The 22,072-nt window shown below is 36.6% G+C and carries 17 protein-coding genes; 5 read left to right on the forward strand and 12 right to left on the reverse strand.

Going from position 1 to position 22,072, the window contains the following annotated elements; genetic code table 11:
• Nucleotides 1-6 precede the first annotated feature (6 nt).
• From A994_RS06105 to pseB, 7 genes are read right to left on the reverse strand one after another with little or no spacing between them, the layout of a single operon-like run.
• Nucleotides 7-984 carry a Gfo/Idh/MocA family protein gene (locus A994_RS06105; RefSeq protein WP_004030490.1) on the reverse strand — a complete coding sequence of 326 codons (978 nt, stop codon included), beginning with the start codon at nt 982-984 and terminating at the stop codon, nt 7-9.
• A 12-nt stretch (nt 985-996) separates the two neighbouring features.
• Nucleotides 997-2,313 (reverse strand): aminotransferase class III-fold pyridoxal phosphate-dependent enzyme, encoded by a 1,317-nt coding sequence (locus tag A994_RS13450; protein WP_004030491.1) that lies wholly within the window; start codon nt 2,311-2,313, stop codon nt 997-999.
• Between the two features lie 18 nt (nt 2,314-2,331).
• The gene (locus A994_RS13455) at nt 2,332-3,087 is read right to left on the reverse strand and encodes a cytidylyltransferase domain-containing protein (protein ID WP_004030492.1); all 756 of its coding nucleotides are present in this window, start codon (nt 3,085-3,087) and stop codon (nt 2,332-2,334) included.
• On the reverse strand, nt 3,084-4,091 hold the full coding sequence (locus tag A994_RS06120) for an N-acetylneuraminate synthase family protein (RefSeq protein WP_004030493.1): 1,008 nt from the start codon (nt 4,089-4,091) through the stop codon (nt 3,084-3,086). The genes A994_RS13455 and A994_RS06120 overlap by 4 nt, the downstream gene beginning before the upstream one ends.
• 9 nt (nt 4,092-4,100) lie before the next feature.
• Nucleotides 4,101-4,325, reverse strand: coding sequence for a DegT/DnrJ/EryC1/StrS family aminotransferase (locus A994_RS13650; protein WP_081580329.1), 225 nt, complete (start codon nt 4,323-4,325; stop codon nt 4,101-4,103).
• Nucleotides 4,312-5,232 carry a DegT/DnrJ/EryC1/StrS family aminotransferase gene (locus A994_RS06125; protein ID WP_004030495.1) on the reverse strand — a complete coding sequence of 307 codons (921 nt, stop codon included), beginning with the start codon at nt 5,230-5,232 and terminating at the stop codon, nt 4,312-4,314. Before A994_RS06125 ends, A994_RS13650 begins: the two co-directional genes overlap by 14 nt.
• A gap of 12 nt (nt 5,233-5,244) precedes the next feature.
• Nucleotides 5,245-6,243 (reverse strand): UDP-N-acetylglucosamine 4,6-dehydratase (inverting), encoded by a 999-nt coding sequence (pseB, locus tag A994_RS06130; protein ID WP_004030496.1) that lies wholly within the window; start codon nt 6,241-6,243, stop codon nt 5,245-5,247.
• Nucleotides 6,244-6,328: 85 nt separating this feature from the next.
• Between pseB and A994_RS12885 the strand changes: the two genes are divergently transcribed.
• Nucleotides 6,329-6,988, forward strand: coding sequence for a class I SAM-dependent methyltransferase (locus A994_RS12885; protein WP_004030497.1), 660 nt, complete (start codon nt 6,329-6,331; stop codon nt 6,986-6,988).
• A 410-nt stretch (nt 6,989-7,398) separates the two neighbouring features.
• On the opposite strand, the gene A994_RS06140 is transcribed toward A994_RS12885, so the two are convergent.
• From A994_RS06140 to A994_RS06150, 3 genes are all read right to left on the reverse strand, one after another.
• A complete protein-coding gene (locus tag A994_RS06140) occupies nt 7,399-8,508 on the reverse strand; it encodes a glycosyltransferase family 4 protein (RefSeq protein ID WP_004030498.1) in 1,110 nt (369 codons plus the stop codon).
• A gap of 106 nt (nt 8,509-8,614) precedes the next feature.
• The gene (locus A994_RS06145; RefSeq protein WP_004030499.1) at nt 8,615-10,297 is read right to left on the reverse strand and encodes a glycosyltransferase family 39 protein; all 1,683 of its coding nucleotides are present in this window, start codon (nt 10,295-10,297) and stop codon (nt 8,615-8,617) included.
• 21 nt (nt 10,298-10,318) lie between these two features.
• Nucleotides 10,319-11,947, reverse strand: coding sequence for a glycosyltransferase family 39 protein (locus A994_RS06150; RefSeq protein ID WP_004030500.1), 1,629 nt, complete (start codon nt 11,945-11,947; stop codon nt 10,319-10,321).
• Nucleotides 11,948-13,639: 1,692 nt separating this feature from the next.
• On the opposite strand from A994_RS06150, the gene A994_RS06160 reads away from it, so the two are divergent.
• On the forward strand, nt 13,640-15,145 hold the full coding sequence (locus tag A994_RS06160; RefSeq protein ID WP_004030503.1) for a hypothetical protein: 1,506 nt from the start codon (nt 13,640-13,642) through the stop codon (nt 15,143-15,145).
• 70 nt (nt 15,146-15,215) lie between these two features.
• On the opposite strand, the gene yjjX is transcribed toward A994_RS06160, so the two are convergent.
• Both yjjX and A994_RS06170 read right to left on the reverse strand, forming a co-directional pair.
• Nucleotides 15,216-15,743 (reverse strand): inosine/xanthosine triphosphatase, encoded by a 528-nt coding sequence (gene yjjX / locus A994_RS06165; RefSeq protein ID WP_048204122.1) that lies wholly within the window; start codon nt 15,741-15,743, stop codon nt 15,216-15,218.
• Between the two features lies 1 nt (nt 15,744).
• On the reverse strand, nt 15,745-16,215 hold the full coding sequence (locus A994_RS06170) for a phosphopantetheine adenylyltransferase (protein ID WP_004030505.1): 471 nt from the start codon (nt 16,213-16,215) through the stop codon (nt 15,745-15,747).
• Between the two features lie 171 nt (nt 16,216-16,386).
• On the opposite strand from A994_RS06170, the gene A994_RS06175 reads away from it, so the two are divergent.
• The 3 genes from A994_RS06175 (at nt 16,387) to A994_RS06185 (ending at nt 22,039) form a co-directional block, all read left to right on the forward strand.
• Nucleotides 16,387-17,937 (forward strand): radical SAM protein, encoded by a 1,551-nt coding sequence (locus A994_RS06175; RefSeq protein WP_004030507.1) that lies wholly within the window; start codon nt 16,387-16,389, stop codon nt 17,935-17,937.
• A gap of 70 nt (nt 17,938-18,007) precedes the next feature.
• Nucleotides 18,008-19,120, forward strand: coding sequence for a guanitoxin biosynthesis PLP-dependent (S)-gamma-hydroxy-L-arginine cyclodehydratase GntC (gene gntC / locus A994_RS06180; RefSeq protein WP_004030508.1), 1,113 nt, complete (start codon nt 18,008-18,010; stop codon nt 19,118-19,120).
• 363 nt (nt 19,121-19,483) lie between these two features.
• Complete coding sequence (locus A994_RS06185) at nt 19,484-22,039, forward strand: cation-translocating P-type ATPase (protein WP_004030509.1); 2,556 nt, start codon at nt 19,484-19,486, stop codon at nt 22,037-22,039.
• Nucleotides 22,040-22,072 lie beyond the last annotated feature (33 nt).

Consider the following 22,072-nt stretch of genomic DNA (forward strand, 5'->3'; position numbering starts at 1 on the left):
CAACTCCTATATAAACTTTATATTAGGGTTTTTAATCATTTCCAGTATTTTTTTACCTACTGAAAGATCTAATTCTTGTTTAGTTAGCTTTTTCTTTATAATATTTGTAAAGTATATTAATTCATCAACATATCTTTTGTTAGGATCGAAATCATAATAAATTCTCTCGAGATTTTCACCCATAACCCCTATTTCAATCTCATTTTTAACAAAATCCGCCGAAATGTGGCCTTTTTCCCCAAATACAATCATTTGATGCTTATTTTCTCTCTGAATGAAATCTGATTGATATTGAACAATTATATCTTTTCGGGTTTTAATTAAACAGAAAATAGAATCTTCTACATCGATTTCCAAATTACTCTGACGGGTTTTCCATCCGGTGATTTGATCAATTTCGCCAAAAAGCCAGTTAATTGTATCAAAACCATGACTTGCACTGGTTAAAAGAACACCCCCACCTAATCTTTTTTGAGCAGCATATTCTTTCCGGTAATCCTGATCAGGATGCCAATCAGGAAGGTAATGCCCACCAAAATAGTTAACATGGAAAATTTTGCCAATTACATCTCTATCAAGTAGTTCCTTAAGCTGCAGGAAACCTTCATGGAATCTATAGGATTGACCCATCATGGTCACCAAATCATTTTCAGCAATTATTTCCATTAGGTTATCCACATTATCTAAATTATTTGATAAAGGCTTTTCAATAAAAATAGGTATTCCTTTTTCTGCAAAGAAAGTGGCGGGTTGGATATGTATCCCTGAAGGAGTTGATATAACTGCAGCTTCAGTTTCAGGATGTTTTCTAAAGGCATCAGCATAAGAAGAGTAATAATATGTTGTGCCTAATTCTGTTGCAAATTCTTTTAATCTTTGCAAATTAATATCACATAGGATAATGTTTTCAATGCCAATTTGTTTCGCATTCATCGCATGCCTTTGACCAATGGACCCGCAACCAACAATTATAATGGTATCCATAACTTAATCTCCTTAATTTAATCTTTTAAATCCTTTGGTGGCAACTGGTCCTTTTAATAGGTTTTTGAGGTTTCCCTGTTTAACACCATCAGCCATTAACCCAAAAACATCATCCACATGTTCCATGTACTGGTCTACTATTTCTTCTGTGTGTTTATAACATGTGTAAACATGGTTCCATGCTAAATATCCACGTTCTAGCATTTCCTGAGTAAATAAAGTCTGGAGTTCAAGGGCAGTATCCTCAGGATACTGAAAAAGGCATGTGGTAAGTGGAGGGACTCCCACAATTTCGATATCCAGTTCATTATTATCAGCACATACCTTCCATCCCTTATTAATGTATTCCCCTATTTTTATCAAATGTTTTGGGCTGTTAGTTTCTTTAATCTTGTTTATGGTGGCAATGGAGGCCGTGGGGCCTATTCGTTCTGTCCAAAATGTGCTGCTGATAAATGTGTCCTGTGCTGATTCCATAATTTCTCGCTTACCAATGATTGCACCGGTGGGATATCCATTACCCATGGCCTTCCCAAAAATCAACATGTCAGGTTCAACATTATAAATATTGTGAGCACCACCAACGGTAAGCCTCCAGCCAGTAGTTATCTCATCAAAGATCAATACTGCCCCACTTGAATTAGCAATTTCTCTAACTCTCTTCAAAAATGAATCATCAGGATGATAATTTCTGACAGGTTCCATTATGATAGCGGCTAGATCATAGCCATGTTCTTCAACAATGGATTCTAATTCATCAATCTGATTATAGTTAAATGGGAACATTGTCCCCCTCAAGTTTTGGGGAACACCCAATGGGCTGAGTCCAGGTAGCAAATGATCATTAAGGTTTTCATTACTGGTAATGTTGGCTGAAAGATACCAATCATGCCAACCATGGTATCCGCAGAAAGCTACTTTATCTCTTTTCGTAGCTGCTCTTGCTATTCTAATAGCTATTGCTGCTGATTCTCCCCCGGTACGAGCATACCTAACCATGTCCGCCCATGGCTCTATCTCTAGGAGCATTTCCGCCAGTTCAACCTCTTCATAACAGTTTAGGGTACACATGGATCCATTTTTAATTGCTCGATGGACAGCTTTATCCACTTCTTCATCAGCATATCCCAGCGTACATGCTCCTATACCCATTATAGACATATCAATGTAATGATTATTATCCAGATCCCACACTTCAACTCCTTTGGCTTTTTTATAATATGAAGGCCAGTGATCCGGTAGGAATTGGTCGCTTCGCTTAGAAAGTAGTTGATTTCCCCCAGGAATTATCATTTTAGCTCGGTTCCACAGTTCAACACCAGTGTTCATGAATTAATCACCTTAAATTTAATCCTCGCTTATGGATTTTAAATAACCTTCGTTCCTCATTATTCCCTGATTTATTTCCATCAGTTTAGGTTCGTGTTTGAGAAGTTCCAGAACATCATGGGTAACGAATATCTCTCCTTCATGATATAGTCGTTTATACACTTCTCTCACAAATTTTAAATCAGGTTCTTCATCAACTGTCCACCTTAAGTGGGATAGATCCGTTTTTTGATCAAAAACATAACCTAACTTGAATTTTTCAGTGTTTTTCCATATATATGGCGTCACATGTTCCCTCTCAGAGGGCAATCTTGCTTCCCGAAAAGCCTTATCCAGAGATTGGAATGTGAAAACTTCGGTATCAAGGCCGTCAGGGCATGGATTGGGATTTCCCATGGATATGTAATCTAAATCTTCATGTTGATAATGATAATCCACCATTTTGTCAATTACGTGGGGATCTATCAATGGACAGTCCGCAGTGATTCTTACAATTAATTCTGCCTTATATTGATTTGCAGCATGGAAATATCGATCTAAAACATCATTCTGGCTTCCCCTATAAAGTTCAACACCACATTCTTTCGCTAAACAAGCGGTTTTGTGGTCTTCTTCGTTTTTTGTGGTGGCTAAAACAATTTGATCAATCTTTTGAGCCTTTTTAACCCTTTCAATAACATGCCATAACATAGGTTTTCCAGTTATATCTGCCATGATCTTTCCGGGGAGTCTGGTTGAGCCCATTCGTGCCTGGATGATTACAACAGTATTCATTTTAGCATATCTCTCCTAATGAGATCACCCTTAAAAATATCTGAGTACGTTTTTCTCCCAATAATGTGGTTAATTTCTGTGGGAGGTATTGATCCATCTGGTGATGGTCTTAAAACAATTAAATCTTCTTTTCCGATTATTTGCATACGCGGAATGTCAGTTTTAGCATATACTGCCCTTCTCCATTTTCTTTCATCTATTTCAGGAGTTGAGGGTGTTATATTATTTTCACCAAGCATTTCTTCAACTTCTCTAATGTGCATGATCATCTCTTTCAGTTCTGATGGTTCCAATGCATAGGAATGATCAGGCCCTTCTAAGTTTCGATCAATGGTGAAATGTTTTTCAATGACATTGGCACCTAACGCTACAGCTGCTGTGGGAGCATGAATTCCCAAAGTGTGGTCCGAAAATCCAACAGGAACCCCAAATTCCTTCAAAGATAATATAGACTTGAGATTTACATTTTTAGGTTCGGTGGGATACTGGGATACGCAGTGCAATATCACCAGATTATTGTTTCTTTTAGAGAGCAAATAATCAACAGTTTCTTCTACTTCATTGTAATTTGCCATTCCCGTGGAAATTATTACGGGTTTTTTTGTATTAGAAACACTTTCTAAAAGAGGAAAATGCATTAATTCATAAGATGCTATTTTATAAGCGGGAATCGGGAATTTTTCGATTGTTTTCAGTGTTTCTTCATCAAAAACACTGAAAAAAAGGATAATTTTATGTTTTTTTGCGTGGTCAAAGAGTTCCTCATACCATTCTTCTTTTAATTCCAATTTTTCAAGTAGTTTCACTGTTTTTAAATTTTGAAAGAGATTACTAGCTTTAAATGATTGAAATTTTACAGCATCAGCACCTGCTTCCGCCGCGATTTCAATTAGACGTTTGGCCTGATCCAGCTTTCCGTCATGATTAGAACCCGCTTCAGCAATTATAAAGCATGGCTCACCTTCCCCTATCTTCCTACCGGCAATTTTAATATTATTAAGCACAATTCCACCTTATTCCGTAAATAATTCTATTTTATTACAAATAAATTCTATTTGATCCTCTTTTAATTGGGGGTGGAGAGGTAAGGTTATTATCCTGTTAAAAACATCCTCGGTAACAGGAAAATCATTTGGATCAAAATTGAAATTATTTTGATAATAAGAAAAATGGTATATTGGTATGTAATGAACATTTACTCCAATGTCGTTGCTTTTCATGTATCTAAAAAAATTCATCTCTATCTATTTGTTTATCAAGAAGGATAGTGTAAATGTGCCAAGCGTGTTTAACACTGGACTTTGCAGTGGGCAATTCCAGAAAATCTACTTCAGATAGTCTTTTGGAGTATAATTCCACCAATTTTAGCCTTTTATTTAGGAATCCATCCAATTTTTTTAGTTGAGAAATACCCAGAGCAGACTGGAAGTCAGTTATACGGTAATTTCTCCCTAACCTTCTGATATCATAGGCATAATCCATTTTGGCCTGTCTTTTATGCAAATCTTTGTCTATTCCATGATTTCTGAGAATTTTCAATTCTCTATCAAATTCAGAGTTATTTGTTATTACCGCACCTCCCTCCCCAGTTGTAATATGTTTCACAGGATGAAAACTAAAAATAGTCATGTCAGCGAAATTACCCACATTCTTCCCATAATATTTGGAGCCTAATGCATGACAGGCATCTTCTATTAAAAACAATCCATTTTCATTGGCAATTTTCTTTATTTCATTAATATCACAGGGTTGGCCCGCATAATCAACATATATGATTGCTTTTGTTTTTTCAGTAATTTTTTCCATTAGTTCATTAGGATTGATATTTCTAGTTTCCTTTTCTATGTCAGCAAAAACAGGAGTTAAATTATTATATATGATAGAATTTGCAGTTGCTGCAAAAGTAAAGGGAGTTGTAATAACCTCAGACCCTTTTTCCAAATTTAATGTTTGAACTGCAATATCTAGAGCACTAGTGCCTGAATTGACAGCAGTGGCAAAGTTGCATCCAATGTACTTACACAAAGATTTTTCAAATTCTTCCACTTTAGGACCCGTAGTAATCCAATTACTCTTTAAAACAGTAACAACTTCTTTTATATCATCATCAGTTATACACTGCATTCCGTAAGGTATTTGATCCATAAAAAGCCCCTATTAAACAATATCCATTGAATCAATAAGTTTTCTTAAATCTTCACTATCAAGCCATTCTTTGTTATCACCCGATGAGTATCTGAACCCCTCTTTAACCTTTTTACCACCTGTTTTTTTGGAAGAATTAAATCTCCACCACCAATCCAAATCAGGATAAATAACAAAATGATCATCATGTTCGTAGGTATTCCTCGAATCTTCTTCTGTGATCATCATCTCATGAATTTTTTCTCCAGGTCTTATACCTATCTCATCAAATTCAACATCTTGTTTAATTGATTTGGCCAAATCACTGATTTTGAATGAAGGACATTTGCGTACAAATATTTCCCCCCCATTAGACACATCTAGGGCCTTTAAAACCATATCCACCGCTTCATCAAGTGTAATCCAAAAGCGAGTCATACGGAAATCTGTGATGGGAAATTTTAAGTTTCCTTCCTCTGCGATAGACTGGAAGAAAGGTATTATCGAACCTCTACTACCTGCCACATTCCCATATCTCACGACACTAAATGAAATATCTTCAGAACCTACATAAGCATTTCCAGAAATAAAAAGTTTGTCTGAAACAAGTTTAGTAGCACCATAAAGGTTAATAGGGTTCACCGCCTTATCTGTTGATAATGCGACTATTTTTTTAACTTTTTTATCTATTGCTGCATCTATTATATTCTCTGCACCATATATGTTAGTTTTAACAGCTTCAAGAGGATTATATTCGGCAGCAGGTATTTGTTTTAGTGCAGCTGCATGTATTACAATATCAACACCCTCAAAGGCCCTATAAAGTCTGTTTTTATCCCTCACATCTCCAATAAAAAAACGGAGCTTATCATTATAGCCCTTAAACTCTTTCTGCATTAAAAACTGTTTGTATTCATCTCGGGAATAAATAATGATTTTTTTAGGATTATAATTCCTTAAAACCCTTCCCACAAATTTTTTACCAAAAGAACCGGTTCCCCCGGTAATCAATATAACTTTGTCATTAAGCATTCTGATAACCTTCCTATTAACTTAATAGGCATGTTAACTAATTAATTTTATGGCTGTATACTAATAATGATTTGTTGGTTTTATTATGGAAGAAAAATATCAAAATTTATGGCTTAATGAAAGTTATAATTATTTCAAGAGAAATTACGGAGATGTTGATTTAAGAACCATCAAACCTAATTTTAACTTGCAATCTTTATTAAAAAAAACAAATCTTGACTTAAACAATAATAAAATTTTAGAAATTGGTTGTGGAGCAGGTAATAACCTTTATTGGCTTAAAAATATGTTTAAAGCTGATGTTTATGGAATTGAGGTTAGCCCTAAACTTGTTAATTTATTAAATAAGAACTTTGATGAGATAACATTTATTAATTGTCATTCGCACGACCTACCCTTTAAAAAAAACAGCTTTGATTTGGTAATATTGAGAAGCGTTCTGCATTGGGTTGATAGAGATTATATTATGCAAACTGTAGGTGAAGCAATTAGAGTAAGTAACAAATATTTAATAATCTCTGATTTCGCTCCGTTAATACCATATAGTGTTGAATATAAACATCAAAATGGTCTAAAAACTTATAAAATAGATTATCAAAACTTGGTAGAGTCTTCATTGCAAATGAAAATGATATTTTGTGAATATTATAAATTTGAGGATGAATGGAATGCATTAAAAACAGCTTTATATAAAAAAGTCAGTATTGATGATGCATATCCTGAAAAAGATGATTTAAGTATCTAGCTTAATGGATTAAGATATCATTCTTAACATTTTTTCAATCTTATAACTCATTTCATGAAAATCATTGTTTTACCCCTTTCATGTTAAAAATAACTATTCCAATAATCCATTGACATTTATAGAGATTTTTTAATGAAAACATATTATACATAAAATAAGAGATGAATGAACTTTTATAACATAGAGTAGTTATTGAATAAAAATAATATTGTGAGCATTAGTCCTCAAACTGTTATAATTATTGGATTGACTTATGGGTGGTTTTTCTATCATTACTCCCCTCTATCAGTTTTAGACAGGAAAGAACATTTGATAAATCATTTTATATTTTTGGTTTAGTGAACAACTACTAATTTATTAGATCGCTTACACACATTAACTGTTTGGTCCCATTTTTTTGATCTTCGATTTTAGACAGGATTAAATGAATAAAATAACAAGTAACTTTCAGCAATTTTGTCCCAGCCAAAAAGTTCTATTACTTTGTCATATCCATCCATCGAAAATTTTTTTCTCAAATTCGTGTTACCAACCAGATTTAATATTGCATTAGCAAGTTCAATACTATTTTTTTCAGATACCAATAACCCCGTAACATTATCATGAATAATATCAGAAATCCCACCAACATCAGACCCAATAACAGGAACCCCACAAGCCATAGCTTCCAACAAAACCACACCAAGTCCTTCAGTATTCCCCTGTGAATCCACAATGGAGGGCAAAACAAACAAATCCGCAGAGTTGTACATCATAAGTAATTTTTCATCAGAAACATTCTTAACAATTTCCACCTGGTCTCCGAGGTCCAATTCATAGATTAATGATTTCAACTTTGATTCCAATGGCCCGGATCCAACGATTTTCAACCGGGCATTTTCATGTTCAGTTAAAACATGAGGCATAGCCTTTATTAAGTATTCAAATCCTTTCCTTTCTATTAGGTAACCAACTGACAATATTTGGAATATATTTCCATCTTTATAAACATCCAATGGTCTGAAAAAGTCTGTGTCCACTCCAAATGGTATTACCTCAATCTTCTCACCATCCAGACCTGCTTCCAGGCAAAACTTACGGGTTGCAGTGCTGTTGGTAATGGTTTTAGATGAATTATTTACCAGCCAGCGAAGAGCAAAAAGCATGTGGTACCGTTTGGAAAGATGCACTTCCTCCCCATGTATCGTGTTTATATAAGGAATTCCATAAATCTTTTTAAGGAACAATGCACCTAACCCATTGGGAATGGGCCACTGAACATGGATAACATCCATTTTCCTTAGTTTTAACAGTGAATGCAAAACATTGAAAAACAGAAATGTTAAAACCTGAATTTTAACTAGGAATCCTTCTTTAACATTATCAATCATCCCAGATCTCCCAGAAAGCTTTTCAAATCTTTGAGGGTAGAAATAGTGAAATCTTTCCACGTGCACCCCTTCCAGGACGTAATCTGTTTCTCCACCAGTAAAAGGTGCCAGAACATGAACTTCATGTCCTTTCTTGGCGATCTCCGTCATCAACCTGTGAACAAATATTCCATGAGGATCATCCTCAAAATCGGGATAAGCAGAGGTTATAACTCCTATTTTTATGTTAACACCACTTCATTAATTTTAAACATAGTTATACCCGTTTATATATAGTTACAGAGCCAAATCTTGCCACCGCTGTATAATTTGTGAAATTCATATCATCCCATGCACATATATAATAATCGGGACTTATCCTATTAAGTTCCTGATTTAAAGCCATTTTATCATCAGCAGTGAAATTGAAATCTTTAACACCCTGATATAATTTCTGATTGTCCCGGAACATTGGCATTTTCCCCACATTAGTCTGCATGTACCATCCAAAGTAGGGCCAGTAATCAGCATAGATTACCTTAGATTTGTAATCTGGATCATTAATCTTTAGCCACTGACTGGCATTATAAACATCCTGATTGAATATTTTATTCTTCTGATTCACCTCTTCTATTTCAGAAAGTTGCACTGTAACTGAAAATATCATCACTAAGGATAATACTATGGCAAAAACATACAATGTCATATTTTTCTTTTTAAAATTGAATTCAAATTTTTGGGTGAAAAAATTCAATCCTCGTGCCAGGAAATAAGCCACTGGAGGAGTCATAGAAATGAAATACCGGTGATCCTTGGCAACATACACGCTTTGGAATATGAAAAAGGCCATGAACCATGAAAAGAAAAGTAAGTCCCAGCCAACATCTAATTCCAATTCAAACGAGACATTATAGATAAGGAGGGTGATGGCAAAGAAAATTATTTCACTTACCATGTAATTGGCTTTTCCAAAAGTCGCGACAAAAACTACCAATAAAGCCAAGATTAAAAGTAATTTAACTTTAATTCCAGTTCTTAAATTTTTTAGGGGAGTTAAAGATCCAATTTTACCAAATACTGACCCTATTTTAGAAATATTCTGGTATGAATAAACAAATAAAGCAAATACAGCAGAAAGTATGATTATCCAGGACGCTGTTCCTATGTAATAGGGAATATTTTTAACGAAATATAGTGTATCTGGGTTGTAGGCAAAGTGTATTGTACTCCCTGAACTTTCTGAACTTCTAAAAAAATCCATGAATGGATATAATGCATTACCGAATTTGGCATTGAAGTAGATGAATAGTGGAAGTAAAACCAGGGCCCCTAAAATCATTCCAATTACAATGTTTCGAGGATTTTTAATCTCTCTTCTATTTGCAATGATATAGGCAAATATTGGAAAAATAATCAAAGCCAAGTTAAAGCGGGTTAAAAAAGCCAACATAGCCACAGGGAAGGCTAAGTAGAAAAATTTAGAGTTCCGTTTAACACCAAGGTAAGTGAGGTACATGGCCCATATTGAAATAGAAACGCTTGAAACATCGGTAAGGCCGGCTCCTGCAAAAGTGATTATTATGGGAAATGTTGCGAACAATAAACTGCCCAAAAAACTAATAATGGCATTAAAACGTTCTTTTAAGAATAAATAGAGACCAATACATCCTAGAATGTATATGAGTCCGTCTATGATAGATGTGATCCCCATATACAAACCATCAAATCGGAAATAGAGGGATGCTAAAAAGGAAAGTAATGGTGGCCTTAGGAGATCTGAATATCCTATTGATTTACCTGCAAATAAAGCAGAATTTGCCAGAAAATCAAAACCATCAAACTCGGGACCCACACTTAACTGGATTCTCACCCTAAAATAAGTTATCAACCCGACAGTTATTATTAAAAGAACTAGGAAAACCAGTTTAGAATTCTTATCTTCAAATTTTTCCGTTTTCATAGTCTAATTCACCAATATTGTCTAAGTTCGTCTTTTGTAGATGGTTACTATTCCAAACTGTTTTATTGGATTATAATTAGTTAAATTTAACCCTTCAACAATAGATAAATAATAATCAGGTTTATCTGTGTTTAACCAGTTTTCATAGGATTCTTGAGTGTTAAATAAGGGGACTTGGCTTACATTAGTCTTTAGATACCAGCTGAAGAATGGCCATAGATCAGCAGACGTTTTTTTATCCTGATATTGAGGATCATTAACTTTAAGCCATTGGCTGGCCATTTGAACATTGCTTAATTTTTCTGTGTTAGGAGATTCATTTTCTTTTATTGCAGGTATATAATCTACAGCAGATACCAGTACCATCAATACCAATAAAAATGCCAATAAATTATATAATATGTTTTTATACTTAATTTTGATGTCCCATGTTCTTTTAATTTCACTGAAAACCAATATTAAGAAATAACTTAAAGCCGGGGCCATGGTAACAAAATACCGGTCGTCTTTTATAATGTAAACGCTGTGAAATATGAAAAATGCCATAAACCATGACATAAATAGAAAATGAAAATCTAAATCCTTAACTTCACTCTTTCTTAGAATGTTATAGGTTAAAAGGCTCAGAACAAAGAATAAACCCTCACTAACAAGGTAATGCGTCCATGCAAATGTTATAACAAAGATTAACAGTAATGAAATAAACAATAAAATTTTTATTTTGGTAAAACGTTCCGTTTCATAATTGGATAATTCTTTAAATTTAAGTTTAACACTCTTAAGTTTAGTTATTAAGTAGATGAAAATGCTAAAGACCATAATCGATATAATGGTCAATCCACCCACACCTATGTACAGAATCAAATTTTTTAGGAAATATAAAGGATCAGGATGATAATATACGTAAGTCGTAGACCATGATTTCTGGGTTGAGCCATAAAATGAAGACAATGGACCCAAAGGATTGCCGAATTGATTGTAAAAGAATAAAAGAACAATCAAGCCAGGTAATAAAGATAATAACATTCCCCCAAACATATTTTTAAGGGATACATCATGGCGATTAATTGCCAGATAGAAAAATATGGGAAAAATAATGAATCCTGCAGGATACCGGGTTAAAAAGGCCAGCATCGCCAGGGGAAAAGAAAAGTAAAAGAACAATGAGTTCTTTTTAACTGCTAAAACAGTAGCATACAATGCCCAGATGGATAAAACCACACTTGGAATATCGGTAAGTCCAACTCCGATAAATAAAACAACCACTGGAAAAGTGCTGAAGAGTAAACTGCCCAAAAAGCTTTCCATGGCCTCAAATTTCATTCGGAAAAATAAATATAATCCAATGGCCCCGAATACTAAGAATGAAGCATCTAAATAGAATATCACTGATTCAGATACCACACCTAATCGGAAGATGAGTGATGTTAGAAATGGGAAAAAGGGAGGTCTGGTCAGATCTGTGTATCCGAATCCCTGTCCAGCAAAGAACATGGCATTGGATAGGAAATCGAAAGTATCCCAAATAGGGCCAATTTCTATTTGGATCTGAACCCGGTAATACGCAATTAAAGCCACGAAAAAAACTAGAATAACGCCAAAAACCAATGAATCATGATCCCTAACATATTCTCTTAATTTCAGATACAAAGAATCCCCCATAAGTTAAGAAGATTTTTAATAACGACATAATTTGTAAATATTTGAAATTTTTGCATTCATATTTAATTATACAGATCATTTATAATCCTAGTATTCTTCAGTTATAAAAGAATATATAATTATTGTAATCATATTATATGCTCTAAATCTCAATTGAAGCTTTTTAACAAATTAAGTGAGTATATTAATCAGTAATATAACCTATTTATAATGATGCAATTATCAGGAAAACTGAAACAGAATTTAATTAAATAAGTCCATTTTATTCTTTTATTTAGCGTTTTAATTTTACTTAGTTAAGGCCATATAGCATATCTGTGGGTGGGTGATACTGATTTTCATCTTATTCAAGCTCGTGAAATACTTATGAACCCGTTTTATGGTATTTATGAGATTATTTAAAATATTATCCTGTTGGAAGAGCATTATGGCATCCTCCTTTATTCCATGCAGTTTTCGCATTTTTATGGTATCTTGTTGGAGTGAGATTTACGAATACAATTTTTGTATTAACCTCAATCATTTTAACAGTTATTGTAGCTTCATGGATTGAAAAACGGGAATATGAGGTTATGGCTGGTTTTTTACAGGAATGTTTTCTTTAACTGTACTTAAAGTAGATATTTTAGCTGTGACCTTTCCAGCCAATTTTATCCAATTTTAGCAACTTTAACCATTTATTTTCTACCTAAAGATCAATTTAAATCATTCATGGCATCAGTGATAGGTGTTTGGACCCATTCAGTTAGTTTGATAATTTTTATTCCATTATCCTTAGTTGATGGTACCAGAAAAAATTGGAAATGTATTTTATTATTACCATCTGTGATATTTTGTGGTATTTTATACCCTTTTCAGGGCAAAGTGGAGTTATAGAAAGTGAGTATCCTCCATTTTATATCATCCCAACAATACAGATATTCAGTTTAATCCAATAGTCTATTTGGTTCCATTTGGACTAATTTTCTTTTTTAATGGATAATAAACTATTTAAACTGATAATTGCGTATATCATAATTATTATAGTTTCTGAGTGCACTATTATTCCCTAGGATTTGAATATGTAGCATTTCCTTTGACCATAATGTCGGGTTTAGCTGTTTCAAGGATATACGGAATTATTAAAATTAAAAAAAGTTTTTATCCAGTTATTTTGTCTTAATTTTTGTTTTATTATCAAATTTGGGAGTTTCACCATTTCTTTCAATTGTAGAAAATACAAATGCCAACTGGGATTTCCTAAATATACCTATTAATGGATATGTTGGATTGGGTGATTATATACCATGTAATTCAAATCAAAGCGAAATTTTTTGGGTTTCATCTGCAGATAAAATTGTTTGGTTAACTGGGAGGAGGTATCAAATGGTAGATATGGGACATTCAAAAAGGAACTAAATACCAAGGTGATTTTACGACAAAAGAATTACAGAAATATTGATAAGTATGATTCCTACAATAACACTAGTGGTACAATGAGTAAGTATAATAAACAAAATCAGTGGCAAATTACCTTACTGCAAATGCCAAATTTTGATAAGCATGTTATTTAACAAAAATCAATGGCCATTAATATGTTCTCTAATCATTTTATGGATTACCACATTAATTGTGACATTATTATCCATCAGCAATACCAACGGCCACTTAATATATGTTCTGGATGATCCTTACATCCATATGGTTGTTGCAAAAAATTTCGTATCCTATGGAGTTTGGGGAGTAACTAAATATGGTTTCACTTCATCAACATCTTCAATACTTTGGCCGGGACTTATTGCGGCATTATTTAAAATATTCGGGATAAATGAACTAATACCATTCTTTCTAAACATAATATTTGCTACATCTACACTTATCCTTACAAACTATATTCTCAAGCAATATGTGAAAGATATCAAATATTGTAATCTCTTTATATTTATCAGTTTAATGGTTATAACATTCCTTACACCAATTATACCACTTATTTTCACAGGAATGGAACATGTACTGCAGATTTTCCTTACAATTGCTTTTGTGTACATGTCAGCTAAAATATTAAACCAAGAAAAATCTCAAAATTATGAAGTAATCTTGTTATTGATTTTAGCATCACTTTTAACTTTGAATAGATATGAAAACTTGTTTACAGTCCTTGCGGTTGTTTTATTATTTGTTATCTACAAAAAGAGATTAAAAGCAATATACATTCTCCTATCCGGAACGATACCCCTAATAATTTATGGACTTTATTCCAAAATTCAAGGATGGTATTTCTTACCAAATTCCCTTATACTTAAATCCGCTTATCTCAAAAACCTTACATCACTAAATTACATTTTATTAACCTTAAAAAAACTTATATATACTATTTTAGAGCCTCATCTATTAATTTTATTTATCACAGCAGTTTTTTTATTATATATAATATTAAAAGATAACTTTACCAAAAAAATCAATGACTTTTATATAATAATTCTTATCATTTTTATTTTTAATCTTATTTTTCACATTTCATTTGTGCAAACTGGATATTTTTATAGATATGAAGCTTATTTAATTGCTCTGGGTTTATTAGGAACATCCTTAGGGATTTCATTGTGCCTAAAAGATCTGGAAACCCTAATTTATCAAAATAATATCCGTAAATATAAATGGAATATCCTCAGATATTCATTTTTATTTTTGCTTATATGTTTGTTCATGATTCCCGCAGCTACCAATGGTTATGGATCAATTACATCTGTACCACAAGCAAGTAAAAATATTTATGAGCAACAGTATCAAATGGCTTTATTTATAGAAGAATATTATCAAGGTAAATCTGTTGGATTAAATGATATAGGTATCATTAATTACATGTCTGACATAAAATGTTTGGATCTATGGGGATTGGGAAATTTAGAAGTGGCACAAAAGAAAAATGAAGGAAATTACACTACAAATGAAATTTCTAATTTAACCACAAATAATAATGTTAGTTTAATAATAATATACGACAGTGCCTTTCAAAATAAAATACCCCCAGATTGGATTAAAGTTGGAGAATGGGAAATTAAAGGAAACATTGTATGCGGTGATAGTTTAGTTTCATTTTACGCACCAAATCAGCAATATGAAGCATATTTAAATGAAAAATTAAGACTATTCTCGTTTAGATTACCTAAAGATGTTGAACAAAGAGGGAAATACTTAACCAATTAATTAATCCTATCAAAAAAAATGAACACTCAGTAAACTTAAAATAAAAATCGTTTTTTAAATTAAAGATTAATTAACCAAAATAAACCCCCTCATTCATCCTGGGTATCATCGCCATCAATACACACTGCTCAGTATTCCCTGTACGGTCCAGTAACCCCCGGCTTAGGTGACTTACTGCACCAGTTTTCTGTCCCAATCGGTCAATACCGGTAACCTGGTCCATAACATCCCCAACTTCCATACCTTCCAAGACCTTTTCTATGACCAGTGGAGGGTATTCAAAACCAGCACTAACCCCAAGGGTGGTTTTCTCACCATCATAGATGGCACACCATTGCAAATCCAGGTAACCGGTTATACTATGGGGCACCTCTAAAAGACCGGATTCTATGCCCACTGAAAGATCAAATTCTTCAGAATATGCATTTTTAGCCCGGTTAATAGCTCCTTGAATGGTAACTTCTAATCCTATGGGCTGGTCCGGCACACCAGAATCCACGTGTTTTGCCTGCACACCCATTTGAGGATATATCTTCTTTAAAACATTCCTGGTGGCCTTTAACTTCACCGGATTTTTGGATCCAACTACAACCTTCATTTTACCTTTCAACCTTTTTAATTAAAGTTCCCACCTGATCAATCTCCCCTCGACGTATACGGGTGGATGATATGGGCTTACCATCATCTGCCAGAACCATGCTTATGGTGATAATATCCAGGGGTTTCATTCTCTTCTCCCTGCGTATCTGGTTAATTTTAAACGCTGTTGGTTCAGTTTCAGGACTCACCACTATGGCATCAACTGATTCATCATCAATGGTAACTCCATATGGATCATCCAGACGGGATAGGGTATAATTTGAACGTCTTTCCAGTAGCTGGTTGAGGTTGGACATTCTAACATTACAGGGTTCTATTTCTCCTTTTATACCCCCAAATTTATCAGAGGTCACTCCGATGAGTACCTGTTCACCCACCTGGAATGCTGTTTTTACCAGTAACTGGTGACCCCGGTGGAACTTGTCAAAGGTGCCTCCAACTGCCACCTTGTGATATTTTTGTTCAATCATTGGTGATTATCCTCAATTTTATAGGTTTTATCCCGTGAAACTAAATTATAAGTATAGTATTGAAAACTTTGATCACAAATTTTCAGAAAATATTTGATCTTCCCAGATTTTTGATCTTCCTAGATTAATTATGTAGATATCTTGATTATATTGTGGGCAAGATAATAAACTATGCTCCTGGAACACAATGTGGTGGTGAAGGATCCACTGAAAATTGGACTTCGCTTCGCATCATGCTACCCTAACTTATACCGCAGTGCCATGTCTTCACTGGGTTTCCATATAATCTACGACCTCTTAAACCACCAGGAAGATGTTTACTGTGAAAGAGTGGTTTACCCTTATGGTAAGAGCCTGGAGACTGGTTCCCCCCTGAAGGATTTTGATGTGGTGGGTTTTTCCCTCCAGTATGAACAGGATTATCCCCATGTACTGGAAATGCTCAGGAAAGATGGTTTAAAACTTCGAAAAGAGGATAGAACTCCAGATGATCCTCTGGTAATTGCTGGTGGTCCCTGTGCCAGTTCCAATCCATTACCCATGAGCAGTTTTATTGATCTTTTCCTGGTGGGGGATGGTGAGGTCATTCTACCTGATTTTCTGGATAAGTTAAGCCAACTGGATAATCCCCGGGAGGAGATTGATGAACTTCTGGATGTGGAAGGAGTTTACATTCCAGGCAATAATGTGAACCTGGTCCAGGTGGAGGATATGCGTGATGCCTGGCGTCCGGTTCGCCAGGTTTTCCCGGAAACCGATAATAAAGAGTTAATTCCAGCCTTTGGAAAATCTTTCCTCCTGGAAGTTTCCAGGGGATGTGCCCGGGGTTGTCGTTTCTGCATGGCAGGTTGTATTTACCGCCCCCGGAGAGAAGTTGATATTAAAACCATTATCCAAACTGCGGAGGAGGGGAGACACGCTACTGGTATGGAGAAAATTGCACTCATCGGTGGGGCTGTTTCCGATTACTCCCGTATCGAAGATTTATGTCGTGAACTTCTAGATCGTGATTTCCAGGTTACCACCCCATCCCTGCGTATTGAATCAATCTCCAAGGATCTTCTGGAAAGCTTAACTGAAAGCGGACTTAGGACCATTACCATTGCCCCTGAATCCACCTGGAGACTCAGACAGGTGGTAAATAAACCAATCACTGATGAGGATATCAGGCAAACCATGGAAACTGCCTTCAATTTGAACTTGAATGTTAAACTATATTTCCTGGTAGGACTGCCCACGGAAACGCATGATGACATGGAAGACATGGTGAATCTAATAAAGAATTTGCAAGTTATGGCTCCTCATCGGGATTCACTCAGGATAAGTGTAAACCCATTCATACCAAAGCCCCACACACCCTTCCAGTGGACCGGGTTCAGCCTTAAAGACATCAAATCCAGGGTGAACTTCCTGAAGAAAGAATTGAAAAACAGGCATTTCAAGGTGGAAAATCCCAATAAAGCAATGGTACAATACATCCTCTCAGTGGGAGGCAATGAACTATCCGGTATCATTGAAGAATCATCCCAGAGAAAGGTTCCACTCGGTGAATGGAAAAAATTAACACCACAATTAAACCCTGGTGCTGATCTTCCTTGGAATGAGATAAATGTGAACATAAACGAGGAATTTCTGGAAGATGAATATAAAAAGGCGTTAAGCGGTGATTTGACACCATGGTGTGAAACTTTTGGTTGTTATAACTGTGGGGCGTGTAATTAAAAAAAGTTAATTAAAATCATCAGAACATTAATCAATTATTAAATAATTAATAAAGGAAATGGCGATTACAATGAAACCAGCTAAAAGAGTAGAGTCCATTGATCTATCTGGAATACGGAAAATGTTCGATATGGTGGGAGAAGACTCCATCAACCTGGCACTGGGCGAACCTGACTTTGACACACCATCATATATCCGCGAAGCAGTTAAAGAAGCATTGAATGAGGGTTTCACCCATTACACCGGGAACACCGGGATCATGGAACTAAGGGAAGCCATCTGCCATAAATTAAAGACAGACAACCATATCAAAACATCCCCTGAATCAATCATAGTTACTGTTGGAGCCAGTGGGGCACTTTATTCCAGTATCAATGCACTTATCGAGGAAGGAAGTGAAGTTATCATCCCTGATCCGGGGTTTGTAGCTTATGATGCCTGTGTGAAGCTCAGTGGAGGTAGATCAGTACCAGCACCCCTTAAGGATGAAAATGATTTCCGGATGCTGCCGGAAGATGTGCTGGAACAGGTCACACCACGTACCAGGGCCATTATAATCAATTCACCAAACAATCCCACCGGGGCAGTCCTGGAAAAAGAAGATATTAAGGGCCTGGCTGATATTGCCGATGATCATGATTTGATCCTTATTTCTGATGAGATATACGATAAGATCATCTATGAAAAGAAACATTACAGCCCGGCAAGCTATTCTGATAATGTTATAACCATTAATGGATTCTCCAAAACCTATGCTATGACTGGTTTCCGTATTGGATACCTTGCAGTACCACCCCACTTAATGGAAGCTGTTTTAAAAGTACACCAGTACAGTGTCACCTGTGCAACTTCCATATCTCAAAAAGCTGCTTTGGCTGCCCTTCAGGGACCTCAGGATAGTGTGATCCAAATGAGGGATGAATTTAAAAGGAGAAGGGATCTGGTGGTGGGAAGACTACAAGGCATGGGAATAGAGTGTAATCTACCACACGGAGCCTTTTACGTGTTTCCCTCCATTGAAAATCCGGAAAAATTTGTGGAAGAAGCCCTTAAAAAAGACGTGGTTCTGGTTCCAGGTTCTTCCTTTGGCCAGTACGGTGAAGGTCACTTCCGCATATCATATGCAGCATCCTACGAGGACCTGGTAGAAGCCATGGACCGTCTGGAGTCTCTGGAATGGTAGTGAAAACCCCACTAATTTTACTTTTAAAGAGAATTTTTCACTTCCAAACTTGAAAAGAATAGTTAATATTACTGCTTTTTTTTAATTTTTTTAAAGTTAGGTAAGCCTATCACGAATTAGACTAACCTAACATTTTATTTTAGAGAATTAGGGATTCCTAACACGTTAATCAATGGAAAAAGATATATGTGGCCTTATTCATATTTTAATACACTCAATAGATAATCCAATAGATAATGAGTATAATCCCATAAAAGCATCAATTTAATCCACAAAAAGTTTAATTTAACCATAACAGGTTTAATTTAACCCCATAATAAGTTTAATTTAATCCATACTAATTTATCATGAAGGAGGGGCAACGTGGCAGATGAACTGGACCTGAAAAACATAAAAGGACTCTCAGAATCAGAAGTGGCCAGAAAAATAAAAGAGCATGGCTATAATGAGCTTCCATCAACTGAAGAGAAATCCTTTTTAACCATTGCTCTTGAGGTAATCAGGGAACCCATGTTCCTCCTCTTAATTGCTTGTGGGGCTATTTATCTTGTTTTAGGGGATCTTCAGGAAGCATTGATGCTCCTGGGGTTTGTTTTTGTGATTATGGGGATAACTTTCTATCAGGAACGTAAAACTGAACGTACACTGGAGGCACTACGGGATCTGTCCAGTCCCAGGGCACTGGTTATTCGTGACGGGCAAGAGAAGAGAATACCGGGACGGGAAGTGGTCCGTGATGATATTATCATGCTCAAGGAGGGTGACCGAGTCCCGGCAGATGGTGTGGTCTTATCCTGCAGCAACCTCCTCATAAACGAGTCTCTCTTAACTGGTGAATCTGTACCTGTGCGGAAGGTGCAGTGTGGAGGATTGATGGACATGCATCCACCCGGCGGGGATGGTTTGCCCTCGGTTTACTCTGGAACTCTGGTGGTGCAGGGTCAGGGAGTGGCTCAGGTAGTTTCCACTGGCCTTGAGACTGAGATGGGCCGTATTGGCAAGCGGTTACAGTCCCTGGAAACCGAAGACACCAGTCTTCAGATGGAAACCCGCACACTAGTACGGAACATGGCACTGGTTGGTGCAGGATTATGTGCCGCAGTGGTGGTTATCTATGGAATCACCAGGCTGGACTGGATTAACGGATTTTTAGCTGGTATAACCCTGGCCATGGCAATTCTACCAGAGGAGTTCCCGGTGGTGTTAACCATTTTCCTGGCACTGGGTGCCTGGAGAATATCTCGAAAAAATGTGCTAACCCGGCGTTCTCATGCCATTCAGGCACTGGGATCTACAACAGTTCTCTGTGTGGATAAAACAGGCACTTTGACCTTGAACCAGATGTCAGTTGGTAAGATCATGAATGGATCACAGTTTCACGATGTAACCAGTGCCACCCATCACCTCCCTGAAAGCTTCCATAAACTGGTGGAATTCAGTATACTGGCCAGCCAGCGAGACCCCTTTGACCCCATGGAAAAATCTCTCAAAGAATTTGGTGATACAACCTTAAAGGAAACTGAACACCTTCATGAGGACTGGCAACTGGTCCATGAATACCCTTTATCCCCTGAACTTCTGGCCATGTCCCATGTATGGCAATCCCCTGATGGTGAGGATTACATAATCGCTGCTAAAGGTGCACCGGAAGCTGTGGCTGATCTATGCCATATGACTCCAGGGGAAATGGAACAGTTAGCCAGTAACATATCTTTAATGGCTGATGAGGGCTTGAGAATAATAGGAGTGGCCCGTGCATCATTTAAAAAGAGAGATCTCCCTGGAAAACAACATGATTTTAACTTCCAGTTTCTGGGCCTGGTGGGATTCCTGGACCCAGTTCGTGAAGAAGTCCCCCAGTCAGTTGCAGAATGTTACCAGGCTGGTATCAGGGTGGTGATGATCACCGGAGATTATCCGGGCACTGCTAGAAGCATAGCCCAAAAAATAGGACTGACCCAGCCAGAAAAAGTTATAACTGGTGACCAGCTGGATGCAATGGATGATGAGACCCTGAAAGAGCAGGTCAGGGATGTCAACATCTTTGCCCGTATGGTGCCAGAGATGAAGTTGCGCCTGGTAGAGGCCCTTAAATCCAACGGTGAGATCGTGGCCATGACCGGTGATGGTGTTAACGATGCCCCTGCCCTTAAATCCGCCCAGGTAGGTATAAGTATGGGTGGACGTGGTACTGATGTGGCCAGGGAAGCATCGGCTCTGGTACTACTTAAGGATGATTTTTCATCCATTGTTGCCAGTGTGAAGATGGGCCGGCGTATCTACGATAACCTGAAAAAGGCCACTGCCTACATCTTCGCGGTGCATGTTCCCATTGTGGGGATGTCCTTTTTACCAGTACTGTTCCAGTGGCCACTGGTCTTATTTCCGGTGCAGATCGTGTTCCTGGAGCTTATCATTGACCCTGCCTGTTCCGTGGTCTTTGAGGCAGAACCTGCAGAAGCAGATGCCATGCAACGCCCTCCACGCAGCTCATCTGAAAAATTATTCAGCAGAAAAAACATTGGAATGAGCATTTTACAGGGAATAGTGGTTCTGGTAGTGGTTCTGGCAGTATACCTTGTTGGTCTTAAATGGCAGGGAGAAGCAAGCGCCCGAACTTTAAGTTACATCACCCTGATCTTCGCTAACCTGGCTCTCATAATGACCAATCGTTCCTGGTCCCATACCATCTACCAAACACTCAGATCACCTAACCAGGCACTCTGGTGGGTTTTAGGCGGTGCAGTAATATTCCTGGCTGCTATCCTGTACTTCCCACCCCTGCAGCAATTATTCCAGTTCTGCCCCCTTAACCTGTGGGAGATTCTGTTATGCTTCGTCTCAGGTATGGTGAGTGTGCTGTGGTTTGAGGGATACAAGGTGATTAAAAACAGGAATAGAAAGAGTACCTCAAGGTAGTCTCCTGAGTACGTAAGGTAGTCTTGTACAACA

The sequence above is a fragment of the Methanobacterium formicicum DSM 3637 genome, from assembly GCF_000302455.1.
Taxonomy (GTDB): Archaea; Methanobacteriota; Methanobacteria; order Methanobacteriales; family Methanobacteriaceae; genus Methanobacterium; species Methanobacterium formicicum_A.

What these genes read in the sequence shown, in the direction of transcription:
- A994_RS06105 (WP_004030490.1), bottom strand. Translation starts at nt 984, where the DNA reads ATGGATACCATTATAATTGTTGGTTGCGGGTCCATTGGTCAAAGGCAT.
- A994_RS13450 (WP_004030491.1), bottom strand. Translation starts at nt 2,313, where the DNA reads ATGAACACTGGTGTTGAACTGTGGAACCGAGCTAAAATGATAATTCCT.
- A994_RS13455 (WP_004030492.1), bottom strand. Translation starts at nt 3,087, where the DNA reads ATGAATACTGTTGTAATCATCCAGGCACGAATGGGCTCAACCAGACTC.
- A994_RS13650 (WP_081580329.1), bottom strand. Translation starts at nt 4,325, where the DNA reads ATGAATTTTTTTAGATACATGAAAAGCAACGACATTGGAGTAAATGTT.
- A994_RS06125 (WP_004030495.1), bottom strand. Translation starts at nt 5,232, where the DNA reads ATGGATCAAATACCTTACGGAATGCAGTGTATAACTGATGATGATATA.
- pseB (WP_004030496.1), bottom strand. Translation starts at nt 6,243, where the DNA reads ATGCTTAATGACAAAGTTATATTGATTACCGGGGGAACCGGTTCTTTT.
- A994_RS12885 (WP_004030497.1), top strand. Translation starts at nt 6,329, where the DNA reads ATGGAAGAAAAATATCAAAATTTATGGCTTAATGAAAGTTATAATTAT.
- A994_RS06140 (WP_004030498.1), bottom strand. Translation starts at nt 8,508, where the DNA reads ATGACGGAGATCGCCAAGAAAGGACATGAAGTTCATGTTCTGGCACCT.
- A994_RS06145 (WP_004030499.1), bottom strand. Translation starts at nt 10,297, where the DNA reads ATGAAAACGGAAAAATTTGAAGATAAGAATTCTAAACTGGTTTTCCTA.
- A994_RS06160 (WP_004030503.1), top strand. Translation starts at nt 13,640, where the DNA reads ATGGTTGTTGCAAAAAATTTCGTATCCTATGGAGTTTGGGGAGTAACT.
- yjjX (WP_048204122.1), bottom strand. Translation starts at nt 15,743, where the DNA reads ATGAAGGTTGTAGTTGGATCCAAAAATCCGGTGAAGTTAAAGGCCACC.
- A994_RS06170 (WP_004030505.1), bottom strand. Translation starts at nt 16,215, where the DNA reads ATGATTGAACAAAAATATCACAAGGTGGCAGTTGGAGGCACCTTTGAC.
- A994_RS06175 (WP_004030507.1), top strand. Translation starts at nt 16,387, where the DNA reads ATGCTCCTGGAACACAATGTGGTGGTGAAGGATCCACTGAAAATTGGA.
- gntC (WP_004030508.1), top strand. Translation starts at nt 18,008, where the DNA reads ATGAAACCAGCTAAAAGAGTAGAGTCCATTGATCTATCTGGAATACGG.